The following is an 11,516-nucleotide window of genomic DNA, read 5'->3' on the forward strand; positions in this document are numbered from 1 at the left end:
CTTTCGCCGGGATGATGGGTGCGAACGCGCGCAGATCCGCGCGGTCTCTTCTTGTGCGGTGCAGTACGGGCTTATCCCGGCGCGCGTCTCGTGCTAGGCGGCCGCATGCTCAACTTGAACGGTATCACCGTGCGCCTCGGCGGGCGAACGATCCTCGACGGCGCCACGGCCGCACTGCCCCCCAAGAGCCGGGTCGGCCTGATCGGCCGCAACGGCGCCGGCAAGTCGACTCTGGTGCGGGTGATCGCCGGATTGCTCGATGCCGACGAGGGCAGCGCCGACATGCCCAAGGGCGCCAAGCTCGGCTATATCGCGCAGGAGGCGCCGGCGGGGTCGGAAACTCCGTTCGAGACCGTGCTCGCCGCCGATGTCGAGCGCGCGGCCCTGCTCGGCGAGGCCGAGGGCTGCGAGGACATGCACCGGCTCGGCGACATTCACGACCGGCTGAATGCGATCGATGCCCATGCCGCCCCCTCGCGCGCGGCCCGCATCCTCGTCGGCCTCGGCTTCGACGAGGACATGCAGCACCGGCCGCTCGACAGTTTCTCGGGCGGCTGGCGGATGCGCGTGGCACTCGCGGCCTTGCTGTTCTCGGCGCCGGACCTGCTGCTGCTCGACGAGCCGTCCAACCACCTCGATCTCGAAGCGGTGATGTGGCTGGAGGACTTCCTGCAATCCTATCGGGCGACGATCGTCATCGTCAGCCACGAGCGCGACTTTCTCAACAACGTCGTCGACCACATCCTCCACCTCGATCGCGGCAAGGTCACGCTCTATCCGGGCGGCTATGACGCGTTCGAGCGCCAGCGCGCCGAACGTCAGGCGCAGCAGGCGGCGGCGCGAGACAAGCAGATCGCCCAGCGCGAGAAATTGCAGGCCTTCGCCGATCGCTGGCGGGCCAAGGCGAGCAAGGCCAAGCAGGCGCAGAGCCGGCTCAAGGCAATCGCGCGGATGGCGCCGATTGCCGAGCTGGTCGACGATCCCTCACTCTCCTTCGGCTTTCCGAACCCGGACGGGCTGCGGCCGCCGCTGATCACGCTCGACATGGCCGCGGTCGGCTATGGCGAGACCCCGATCCTGTCGCGTCTCAACCTGCGCCTCGACCCGGACGATCGCATCGCCCTGCTCGGCCGCAACGGCAACGGCAAGACGACGCTCGCCCGCCTGCTCGCCGCGCAATTGCCGCCGATGGAAGGCGAGATGAACGCCAGCGGCAAGATGAAGGTGGGGTATTTCACCCAATATCAGGTCGAGGAGCTGGACGGTTCGGACACGCCCGTCCAGCATATGGCGCGGCTGATGCCCGGCGCGACTCCGTCGGCGGTGCGGGCGCAGCTCGGCCGGTTCGGCTTTTCGGGCGACAAGGCGATGACCGAGGTGCGCAAGCTCTCAGGCGGCGAGCGTGCGCGGCTGGCGCTGGCGCTGATCACCCGCGACGCGCCGCATCTGCTGATCCTCGACGAGCCGACCAACCACCTCGACGTCGACGCGCGCGAGGCTTTGGTCCAGGCGCTCAACGATTATTCGGGCGCCGTCGTGGTGGTCAGCCACGATCGCCACATGCTCCAGCTCACCGCCGACCGGCTCGTGCTCGTCGAGAACGGCACCGCTACGGAGTTCGACGGAAGCCTCGACGATTATACGACGATGGTGCTCCAGAAGGACAATGGCGCCGGGTCGAAGGGCGAGAGCAAGGCCAGCCGCAAGGACGAGCGCCGCGCCGCTGCCGCCGCGCGTGCGCAAAGCCAGACTTTGCGCAACGACTTGAAGGCCGCCGAGACGGATATCGCCAAGCTCACCGCCCAGCGCGCCAAGATCGATCAGGCGATGTTCGATCCGAGCGGCGCCGAGGCGTCGCTGACCAAGCTCACCATGACGGAGCTGATGAAGAAACGGGCGGAAGTCGAAGCCAAGCTCGAGGCAGCGGAAGCGCGCTGGCTGCAGGCGACCGAGGCGCTGGAGCTCGCCGTCGGGTAAGGCTCGTGCCGGGGACGAGGCGGAGCAGATCCTGCCCCGCCTCGCCTGAGCGTCAATTGCTGAGGCTGTGCTCGAGCGTGATCTCGGCCTTGAGCAGCTTCGAGATTGGGCATCCCGCCTTGGCCCCGGCGGCGATCTCCTCGAACTTCGCCGCGTCGATGCCGGGCACCGTCGCCTGGAGCTTCAGATCGGAGCGGGTGATCGCGAAGCCGTCGCCGTCCTTGTCGAGCGTGACCCGCGCGGTCGTCTTCAGCGTGCCGTCCGCATAGCCTTCCTTGGCGAGCGCGAAGGACAGCGCCATGGTGAAGCAGGCGGCGTGCGCCGCGGCGACCAGTTCCTCGGGGTTGGTCCCCGGCGTGTCGCCGAAACGGGTGCCGAAATCATAGGCCTGCTCCGACAATACCCCTGATTCCAGCGAAACATGCCCCTTGCCCTCGCGGCCGAAGCCTTCGTAGCGCGCCGATGCCGAACGTGTTGCCATGCTCATGTCCTCTTTTGGTGTCCGCCCGACATGGCGACGCCGGCACTGCCGGCCAAGGGGCGGGCGCCGAGACGTGCCGGCCTTCGGGCATTTCGCTTGCTCGAGGCTGTGCCGCGCAGGCCCTTCTCAACCGGCACGTGCATGTTACTCTGCGGCGCATGAAGCGAGCGGTCCGGATCGGTGCATGGAACGCGGGCGCAATCCTCGCTCTGCCGTTCCTCTATTTCCTGGCCGCGCTCGTGCTCGGCGCAATCCCGGCGAACCGCGGATGGCAGGAGCCGAAGGACGGGATCACGATTTTCCTGCGCACCAACGGAGTGCACACATGGATCGTGGTTCCCAAGGTCACGCCGGAGATGGACTGGCGGCCATATGCGCCCGGCGCCCACCTCAAGGATCCGCGCTGGGGCGCGGCCGATCATGTCGCGCTCGGCTACGGCAACCGCACTTTCTATCTGGAGACCCCGACCTGGGGTGATCTCACCATGAAGAATGCCTTGCTGGCGATGTTCGGGCGCGGGCGCAGTCTGATGCACGCCGACCATATCCACCATCCCCGCCCGGAAGAATGGCAGCGCCCGCTACGCATCCGCCACGAAGAATATCGCAGGCTTGCCGCCCATATTGCCAAGAGCTTCCAGCGCGATGCGCAGAGCCACACCATCCCCGTGCTCGGCCGCGGCTATACCAGCTCCGACATGTTCTACGAGGCGGTCGGCCATTACAACGCTTTCTACACCTGCAACAGCTGGACGGGCGAAGCGTTACGCGCCGCCGGAATCAGGACGGGCGCCTGGACACCGCTTTCCCAGAGCATCATGTGGCGGCTGGACTGACGCGGCTTTCATGAGCCCCGGGGCTTACGCTCGACTGCCGCTTGCGTTAAGCTCCCGGAACGAAAAACAGGGGGTCAGGATGGCGAAGATACTCGGCAACTTCCACTTCGCGCTGCTGATCGGCATCCTTTTGCTGATCGCCGCGATGTTCGGGCTTCACGGTGCGCAGATCGGCGACGGGGCCTATTGGGCGCAATGGCTGCGCTACGTGCATGTCTTCGCCGGAATCCTGTGGATCGGCCTGCTTTATTATTTCAACTTCGTGCAGATCCCGACCATGCCGAAGGTGCCGGCCGAGCTGAAGCCGGGGGTCTCAAAATATATCGCACCGGCGGCGCTGTTCTGGTTTCGCTGGGCGGCGCTGGCGACGGTCATCCTCGGCCTGCTCACCGCCGAGATGCAGCAGGGCGGCTATCTCGCGCGGGCGTTCACCCTGTCGGACGGCTACCGGACGATCGGCATCGGCATGTGGCTTGGCCTGATCATGGCGGCGAACGTCTGGTTCATCATCTGGCCGAACCAGAAGCGCGCGCTCGGCATCGTCGCGTCGGAGGACGCGGTGAAGGCGAAGTCGGCGACGACGGCGATGATGGCCAGCCGCACCAATTTGATCCTGTCGATCCCGATGCTCTATTGCATGGTCGCCCAGGCCCATATCGGCGGCTGACCGGCCGGGCCAAGACGCTTCCGCGGCGGCTGAACTCCGTCCAGAACGGATTGCGTACCGATGGCATCGGTCCGCCCGCTTTGGATCCCTGGATCGCCGGGATTTTCGGGTCGTCAGACGGTTCCGTCCGACGACATATCGCTCTAAGCCGCTGCGGATGACGGCAAGCTGGACTTTCTCGATCGACCGCGGCGGCACCTTCACCGACATCGTCGCGCGGACTCCCGATGGGCGGGTGCTGACCCGGAAACTGCTCTCCGACAATCCCGAGCGCTATGCCGATGCGGCGGTCGCCGGCATCCGGGCGCTGCTTGCCGACGAAGGCGAGGGGCCGATCGAGGCGGTCAAGATGGGGACCACCGTCGCCACCAACGCCCTGCTCGAGCGCAAGGGCGAGCCGGTGGTGCTCGCGATCACGGCCGGGCTCGGCGACGCATTGCGCATCGGCTACCAAGCGCGGCCCGATATCTTCGCCCGGCGGATCGTCCTCCCCGAGACCTTGTACCAACGCGTCGTCGAAATCGACGAGCGCGTCCGCGCCGATGGCGCCGTGCTCCGGCCGCTCGACACCGACGCCGCGCGGCGGGACCTCCAGGCCGCCTATGACGACGGTATTCGCGCGATCGCGATCGTGCTGATGCACGGCTGGCGCTTCACCGCGCACGAGGCGGCGATCGCCGATCTAGCGGCGCGCATCGGCTTCACCCAGATCTCGGTCAGCCACCGGGTCGGCCCGCTGATCAAGCTGATCGGGCGCGGCGATACCAGCGTCGTCGATGCCTATTTGTCGCCGGTGCTTCGCCGTTATGTCGACCGCGTGGTCGCGGCGATCGGCGCCGAAACCCGCTTGCTGTTCATGCAGTCGAGCGGCGGGCTTACCGATGCCGGCGCCTTCCAGGGCAAGGACGCGATCCTCTCGGGGCCCGCGGGCGGGATCGTCGGCATGGTCAAGACCGCCGAGGACGCCGGTTTTGACCGCATCATCGGCTTCGACATGGGCGGCACCTCGACCGATGTCTCCCATTATGCCGGCCGCTACGAGCGCACCAACGAGACGGTGGTCGCCGGGGTTCGGGTGCGCGCGCCGATGCTCGAGATCCACACGGTGGCGGCGGGCGGCGGCTCGATCTGCCATTTCGACGGCACTCGCTTCCGCGTCGGCCCGGACAGCGCCGGCGCGGTTCCGGGGCCGGCCTGCTACCGGCGCGGCGGCCCGCTGACGATCACCGACTGCAACGTCGTGCTCGGCAAGATCCGGCCGGAGCATTTCCCCCGGGTCTTCGGCCCCGGCGGCGACCAGCCGATCGATGCCGAGGCGAGCCGGGCGCTGTGCGGAGAGATCGGCGCGCAGGCGGGCCTTTCAGCGCGCGACGTCGCCGAGGGTTTCGTCCGCATCGCCGTCGACAACATGGCCAGTGCGATCAAGCAGATCTCGATCGCGCGCGGCCACGATGTCACCCGCTACACCCTGGTCTGCTTCGGCGGGGCAGGGGGGCAGCATGCGTGCCTCGTCGCCGACGCGCTCGGCATGGAGCGGGTGATGATCCATCCGCTTGCCGGCGTGCTTAGCGCTTACGGCATGGGCCTGGCCGACATGGTCGAGCTACGCCAGCGGACCTTCGGGCGCGGGCTGGACGAGGGAGCTGCGCTGGAGGCGATGCTGGGGGCGCTTGCCACGGAAGCGGAGGCGGCGCTGGTCGCGCAGGGCGTTGCGGCGGAAGCGATCGAGATCCATCGCCGCGCAGCGCTGCGTTACGACGGCAGCGACAGCGCGCTGGAAGTGGCGGTCGGTATGGCGGAGGAAATGCGTTCGGACTTCGAGGCGGCGCACAAGCAGCGATTCGGGTTTCTGTCACCGGGGAATGCGGTGGTGATCGAGACTGCGATCGTCGAGGCGGTCGGAAAATCCTCCCCGGTACGGGGAGCGGGACCGCCGCCGGAGGCGGTGGTGGAGGGGCTGCTCCAGACTCGGTGCCAGCCCCTCCACCAGCCTTCGGCTGGTCCCCCTCCCCGTACCGGGGAGGATTTGGTGCTTCAGCGTGACGGGCTTGCGGCCGGCGACACCGTCCGCGGACCCGCGCTGATCATCGATCCGTCAGCGACGACGGTGGTCGAGCCGGGCTGGACCGCCGAAGTCGACCGGCTCGGCAATCTCATCCTCACCCGCACCACGCCGCGCGGCGCGGCCCGTGCGATCGGCACCGCGGCCGATCCTGTGATGCTGGAAGTGTTCAACAACCTCTTCATGGCGGTCGCCGAGGAGATGGGGGTGGCGCTCCAGAACACCGCATCCTCGGTGAACATCAAGGAGCGGCTCGATTTTTCCTGCGCCCTGTTCGACCGCGAAGGCTGCCTGATCGCCAATGCGCCGCACATTCCGGTCCATCTCGGCTCGATGGGCGACAGCATCCGCACCGTCATCGCGGCGCGTGGAGAGGGCCGCGACGGGCGAGGCATGAAGCCCGGCGACGTCTATGTGCTGAACGCCCCCTATCGCGGCGGCACCCATCTGCCGGACATCACGGTGATCATGCCGGTGTTCGTCGAAGGCGATGCGGCGCCGGCCTGGTATGTCGCGGCACGCGGCCACCATGCCGATGTCGGCGGGATCGCGCCGGGATCGATGCCGCCCGACAGCAAGAATGTGCACGACGAGGGCGTGCTGATCGACAATGTCCTGCTCGTCGACGCCGGCAATTTCCTCGAGGCCGAGATGCGGGCGCTGCTCGGCGCCGGCGCGCTGCCGGCCCGCAATCCGGACCAGAATATCGCGGACCTGAAGGCCCAGGTCGCCGCCTGCACCCGCGGTGCGACGGAGCTGCGGCGTGTGGCGGCCGATTATGGCCGCGACGTGATCGACGCCTATATGGGCCACGTACAGGCCAATGCCGAAGAAGCGGTGCGACGGCTGATCGGCGGCCTGCGCGACGGCCGCTTCGTCTACAGGATGGACAATGGGGCCGAGATAAAGGTCGCCGTTACCGTCGATCCGGAAACCCGGTCGGCGACCGTCGACTTCACCGGCACGAGCGCGCAGCAGCCGAACAATTTCAACGCGCCCTATTCGATCTGCCGCGCGGCGACGCTTTACGTCTTCCGGACGATGGTCGACGATGCGATCCCGATGAACGACGGCTGCCTGCGGCCGATCACGCTGATCGTGCCGGAAGGATCGATGCTCAACCCGCAATATCCGGCCGCCGTCGTGGCCGGCAATGTCGAGACCAGCCAGGTGATCACCGACTGCCTGTTCGCCGCCTGCGGGGCGCTGGCGCCGAGCCAGGGGACGATGAACAATTTTACCTTCGGCGACGCACGACGGCAATATTATGAGACGATCGCCGGCGGCGCGGGCGCGGGCCCGGACTTCGACGGTGCGAGCGCTGTGCAGACCCACATGACCAACAGCCGCCTGACCGATCCTGAAATCCTGGAAACTCGATTCCCAGTGCTGCTCGAGCGGTTCGCGATCCGCCGCGGATCCGGCGGATTCGGACGGCAGCAAGGCGGCGAGGGCGTCGAGCGCCACCTCCGCTTCCTCGAGCCGATGCGCGCCAACATCCTCTCCAACCGCCGCGCGGTCGCGCCGCGGGGGATCGAGGGTGGAGGCGATGCCGCGCCGGGGGTCAATCGGGTGGTTCGTGCCGACGGCAGCGTCGAGCCGCTCGGCGCCACCGCGGCGGTCTCGATGGATGCGGGAGACATGTTCGTGATCGAGACGCCCGGCGGCGGCGGCTTCGGCGCGACGGTGGAGCGGGCGAGATGACCTGGCTTCCGTTGCTCGGCATCCTGATCGTCGTCGTCGGCTTCATGCTGAAGCTCAATCCGATGCTGGTCGTCACCGCCGCTGCGATCGCCACCGGTTTGCTCGCCGGCATGGATCTCGTCCAGGTGATTTCGACCTTCGGCAAGGCGTTCAACGACAACCGAATCATCGCCATCGTCTGGATCGTGCTGCCGGTGATCGGGCTGCTCGAGCGCTTCGGCCTCCAGCAGCGCGCGGCGACGCTGATCCGCGGCATGGCGAGCGCGACCGCCGGCCGCTTGCTCATCCTCTATCTTCTCTACCGGCAGCTCACCGCCGCAATCGGTCTTCACTCGACGGCTGGGCATCCGCAGACGGTGCGCCCCCTGGTCGCGCCGATGGCGCTGGCCGCCGCGGAAAAGCAGCACGGCACGCTCGCCGAGGACTCGCAGGAACGGGTGAAAGCCTATGCCGCGGCGACCGACAATGTCGGCGTCTTCTTCGGCGAGGACATCTTTTTCGCGATCGGCTCGATCGTGCTGATCCAGCAGACCCTGGCGGCCTACGGCTACCAACTGGCGCCGCTGCAGCTGGCGATCTGGGCGGTACCCACGGCGATCGCGGCCTTTCTGATCCACGGTGCGCGACTGCTGCTGCTCGATCGCCGGCTTGCAAGATCCTCCCTCCCGCGAAGCGACGAGGCTGCGCCTCGCACGGAGGATCTGCGTTGATCACCCTCCAGTGGCTGTACGTTCTCGCCGGCCTGATGTTCGCAGGGTTCGCGGTCCTCAGCGCCGCCGACGCCGCGAACCCGAAGCGCTTCGGCAATGGCGCCTTCTGGGGGCTGATGGCGTTGAGCCTGCTCGCCGGCGACAGGCTCGGCGATTTTGCCAACGGGCTGCTCGTCCTCGGACTGGCCGGCCTCGCCGGCTTCGGCTTTCTCGGCCGCTCCGCGCCGCCGACGACCTCGGGCGCGGAGCGCGAACAATCCTCGCGGCGGCTCGGCAACCGGCTGTTCCTGCCGGCGCTGATCATTCCGGGAACGGCGCTGATCGGAACCCTGCTCTACACCTACACGCCGCTCAATGCGCTCGGCTGGTTCGAGCCGAAGCGGGAGACCTACATCCTGCTCGCGCTCGGCGTGCTGCTCGCGCTGGCGGTGATCTTCTTCTGGCTTCGGCCGCCGGCTTCGGCGCCGTTGCAGGAAGGACGGCGGCTGATCGATGCGATCGGCTGGGCGGCGGTATTGCCGCAGATGCTCGCCGCGCTCGGCGTCTTGTTCGCCGCTGCCGGGGTGGGAACGGTGATCGGCGATATGACCCGCGCGCTGATCCCGGAGGGCAGCATCTTCCTCACCGTCCTGGTGTTTGCGGTGGGCATGGCGGTGTTCACGATGATCATGGGCAATGCCTTCGCTGCATTTCCGGTGATGGCCGCGGCGATCGGCGTGCCGCTGCTGATGCGGACCTATGGCGGTGATCCGGCGGTGATCGGCGCGATCGGCATGCTCGCCGGCTTCTGCGGCACTTTGATGACGCCCATGGCGGCCAACTTCAACATCGTGCCCGCCGCCTTGCTGGAACTGAAAGACCGCAACGGCGTCATCAAGGCGCAGATCGGCACGGCGATGCCGCTGCTGCTCGTCAACATTCTCCTCATCTACTTCCTGGCGTTCCGATGACCAACATGCTCACCCCCGAGATCGCAGCCCGTTTCGCGCGGATCGCGCTCGGCCACGTCACCCGCGAATATCCGCACAAGCTCGACCATGTGATGGACGGGCCGGAAGATGTGCTGTCGCCAAGCCAGCTCCACCCGATCTTCCACGGCAGCTTCGACTGGCATAGCTGCGTCCACGGCTGGTGGCTGATGCTGCGGCTGCGGCGGCTGTTCCCCGATCTGCCCGAAGCTCGGCAGATCGAAGCGCTGGCCGAGGAGATGCTCACGCCTGGCAAGATCGCCGGCGAACTGGCCTATCTCGATCGCGCTTATTCCGGCGGGTTCGAGCGTCCCTACGGCTGGGCCTGGCTGCTCGCGCTCCACCGCGAAGCGCAGCGGCACGAAGATCAGCCCTGGGGCGAGGACCTCGCGCCTCTGGCGGCGGCCTTCGCGGACCGATTTCGCCTTTTCCTGCCCAAGCTCACCTACCCGCTGCGGGTCGGCACCCATTTCAACACGGCGTTCGCGCTCACTCTGGCGCTCGAATGGGCGAAGGCGAACGATGACGGCCTGGCCGAGCTGATCCGCCGCCGCGCGCGCGACTGGTTCGAGGAGGACCGCTGCTATCACGGCTGGGAGCCGGGCGGCGACGAGTTCCTGTCCGGAGGCCTCAGCGAAGCCTTGCTGATGCGGGCCGTGCTCGGCGATTCAGGGTTCGCCGCCTGGTTCGATGCCTTCCTCCCCGAAGCGGTGGTCGGGCTGCCGCGCAGCCTGTTCACGCCGGCGATCGTCTCGGATCGCAGCGACGGCAAGATCGCCCATCTCGACGGCCTCAATCTCAGCCGCGCCTGGTGCTGGCGCGGTCTCGCCGGCGCGCTCGATCCGGCGCTCGCCGACCTCGTCCTGCGCACCGCCGACGAGCATCTCGACGCAAGCCTGCCGCACGTCGCCGGCGATTATATGGGCGAGCATTGGCTCGCCACCTTCGCCTTGCTCGCCCTGGAGCGATGAGCGCCCACAGCAATCACATGCGATCGCTGACCCCGGGCGAGATCGCCTTGTGCCGGGGCGTGTTCCCGGACGCGCTTCCCTACGAGGACGTGCGGCTGTGCGACGGCCCGGCGGTCAACGACCTTGCCGAGCGCGCCTTCCACAATCGCAACACCGCAATCACCCTGCGCAGGACGATCTACTTCCGGGTCCGGTATTGTCGGGACTTCGCCCACGCCGGAGACGAAGCGCGGCGGCTGTTTCTCCATGAAATGACTCATGTCTGGCAGTGGAGGACGCTCGGCGTCCCGCGGTTCCTGCTGCGTTATGGGCGTGAACTGGCCGGCTGCCGCCTCGATGCGGCCGCCATGTACCGCTATGAGGGCGATCCGCGCCCTTTCTCCCGCTGCCGGCTGGAAGCGCAGGCCGAGATGGTGGGCGACTATCAGCGCCCGTCGCTGCGTCCGTTGATTGCACCCAGGCTCCAGGGCACGGGGCTTTACGGCCTGTGAGCTGACGTTCAGGGCCGCCGGCGCGCGCTGGGAGCGTCCCGGCGGGAGGATCGTTGCCGCGTTCATGGAAGCAGAGCCCGCAACGCGCGCCGACTGGTCGGGAGCGCTCGTCGCCAAGACCGGGATTCGCTTCTTCGTCCGTCCGGCGGAGCCCGAGGACGTGGCGGCGCTCGGCGACTTCTACGCGCGGCTGTCGCTCGAGGATCTGCGGTATCGCTTCCTCACCGCGGTGCGGGAGGTCGGGCAGGCGCGGCTGATCGAGATGGCCACGGTCGACCACGATCGCACTGAGAACTTCCTCGCTTTCTGGGCCGACAGCGACATTCTGGTCGGCAGCGCGATGCTGGTCGCGGACGAAGCGCGGGAGCGCGCGGAAGTGGCGATCGCGGTGCGTTCGGATCTGAAGCGCCGCGGCATCGGTGCGCGGCTGCTGATGCATGTGGCCGATTATGCCGAGGCGCGCGGCATCCGGATCCTGGAATCGATCTCGTCCGCGGACAATTGGGCGTTGATCGAGCTGGAACGCCGCCTCGGCTTCACCTGCCGCCCGCTCCCCGACGATGCCTCCCTCGTATTTCTTCAGCGCCGCCTCGGCTGACCTGCTCCGCTTTCGTCCGATCCGGCGCAGACTCTCCTGCTTTCGCCGCTC

10 protein-coding genes are annotated in these 11,516 nt (G+C 67.6%); 9 read left to right on the top strand and 1 reads right to left on the bottom strand.

Annotation, left to right across the window (positions count from 1 at the left end; translation table 11 throughout):
- The first annotated feature begins 105 nt into the window (after positions 1–105).
- Positions 106–1,977: an ABC-F family ATP-binding cassette domain-containing protein gene (locus tag C7I55_RS08595; RefSeq protein ID WP_106512540.1), complete on the top strand. Its 1,872-nt coding sequence runs from the start codon at positions 106–108 to the stop codon at positions 1,975–1,977.
- A 52-nt stretch (positions 1,978–2,029) separates the two neighbouring features.
- Here C7I55_RS08595 and C7I55_RS08600 read toward each other — a convergent pair whose 3' ends face one another.
- Entirely contained in the window at positions 2,030–2,458 is a 429-nt protein-coding gene (locus C7I55_RS08600; RefSeq protein WP_106512541.1) for an OsmC family protein, read from the bottom strand.
- A gap of 158 nt (positions 2,459–2,616) precedes the next feature.
- On the opposite strand from C7I55_RS08600, the gene C7I55_RS08605 reads away from it, so the two are divergent.
- From C7I55_RS08605 to C7I55_RS08640, 8 genes are all read left to right on the top strand, one after another.
- Positions 2,617–3,294 carry a TIGR02117 family protein gene (locus C7I55_RS08605; protein ID WP_158266346.1) on the top strand — a complete coding sequence of 226 codons (678 nt, stop codon included), beginning with the start codon at positions 2,617–2,619 and terminating at the stop codon, positions 3,292–3,294.
- Positions 3,295–3,373: 79 nt separating this feature from the next.
- A complete protein-coding gene (locus C7I55_RS08610; RefSeq protein WP_106512543.1) occupies positions 3,374–3,961 on the top strand; it encodes a urate hydroxylase PuuD in 588 nt (195 codons plus the stop codon).
- Positions 3,962–4,118: 157 nt separating this feature from the next.
- On the top strand, positions 4,119–7,727 hold the full coding sequence (locus C7I55_RS08615; RefSeq protein ID WP_106512544.1) for a hydantoinase B/oxoprolinase family protein: 3,609 nt from the start codon (positions 4,119–4,121) through the stop codon (positions 7,725–7,727).
- Positions 7,724–8,437 (top strand): DUF969 domain-containing protein, encoded by a 714-nt coding sequence (locus C7I55_RS08620; protein ID WP_106512545.1) that lies wholly within the window; start codon positions 7,724–7,726, stop codon positions 8,435–8,437. Before C7I55_RS08615 ends, C7I55_RS08620 begins: the two co-directional genes overlap by 4 nt.
- Positions 8,434–9,387: a DUF979 domain-containing protein gene (locus C7I55_RS08625; RefSeq protein WP_106512546.1), complete on the top strand. Its 954-nt coding sequence runs from the start codon at positions 8,434–8,436 to the stop codon at positions 9,385–9,387. The genes C7I55_RS08620 and C7I55_RS08625 overlap by 4 nt, the downstream gene beginning before the upstream one ends.
- 5 nt (positions 9,388–9,392) lie before the next feature.
- On the top strand, positions 9,393–10,376 hold the full coding sequence (locus tag C7I55_RS08630) for a DUF2891 domain-containing protein (RefSeq protein ID WP_408640601.1): 984 nt from the start codon (positions 9,393–9,395) through the stop codon (positions 10,374–10,376).
- Positions 10,373–10,867, top strand: a complete 495-nt coding sequence (locus C7I55_RS08635; protein WP_106512548.1) for an eCIS core domain-containing protein — start codon at positions 10,373–10,375, stop codon at positions 10,865–10,867. The genes C7I55_RS08630 and C7I55_RS08635 overlap by 4 nt, the downstream gene beginning before the upstream one ends.
- Positions 10,868–10,931: 64 nt before the next feature.
- Positions 10,932–11,465: a GNAT family N-acetyltransferase gene (locus C7I55_RS08640; RefSeq protein WP_106512549.1), complete on the top strand. Its 534-nt coding sequence runs from the start codon at positions 10,932–10,934 to the stop codon at positions 11,463–11,465.
- Positions 11,466–11,516 lie beyond the last annotated feature (51 nt).

It is taken from the genome of Allosphingosinicella deserti (assembly GCF_003012735.1).
In the GTDB taxonomy this organism is placed as follows: domain Bacteria; phylum Pseudomonadota; class Alphaproteobacteria; order Sphingomonadales; family Sphingomonadaceae; genus Allosphingosinicella; species Allosphingosinicella deserti.

Excerpts from the sequence above, each read along its gene's own strand:
- C7I55_RS08595 (WP_106512540.1), top strand. The coding sequence starts at position 106 with ATGCTCAACTTGAACGGTATCACCGTGCGCCTCGGCGGGCGAACGATC.
- C7I55_RS08640 (WP_106512549.1), top strand. The coding sequence starts at position 10,932 with ATGGAAGCAGAGCCCGCAACGCGCGCCGACTGGTCGGGAGCGCTCGTC.
- C7I55_RS08600 (WP_106512541.1), bottom strand. The coding sequence starts at position 2,458 with ATGGCAACACGTTCGGCATCGGCGCGCTACGAAGGCTTCGGCCGCGAG.
- C7I55_RS08630 (WP_408640601.1), top strand. The coding sequence starts at position 9,393 with ATGCTCACCCCCGAGATCGCAGCCCGTTTCGCGCGGATCGCGCTCGGC.
- C7I55_RS08605 (WP_158266346.1), top strand. The coding sequence starts at position 2,617 with ATGAAGCGAGCGGTCCGGATCGGTGCATGGAACGCGGGCGCAATCCTC.
- C7I55_RS08635 (WP_106512548.1), top strand. The coding sequence starts at position 10,373 with ATGAGCGCCCACAGCAATCACATGCGATCGCTGACCCCGGGCGAGATC.
- C7I55_RS08615 (WP_106512544.1), top strand. The coding sequence starts at position 4,119 with ATGACGGCAAGCTGGACTTTCTCGATCGACCGCGGCGGCACCTTCACC.
- C7I55_RS08610 (WP_106512543.1), top strand. The coding sequence starts at position 3,374 with ATGGCGAAGATACTCGGCAACTTCCACTTCGCGCTGCTGATCGGCATC.
- C7I55_RS08620 (WP_106512545.1), top strand. The coding sequence starts at position 7,724 with ATGACCTGGCTTCCGTTGCTCGGCATCCTGATCGTCGTCGTCGGCTTC.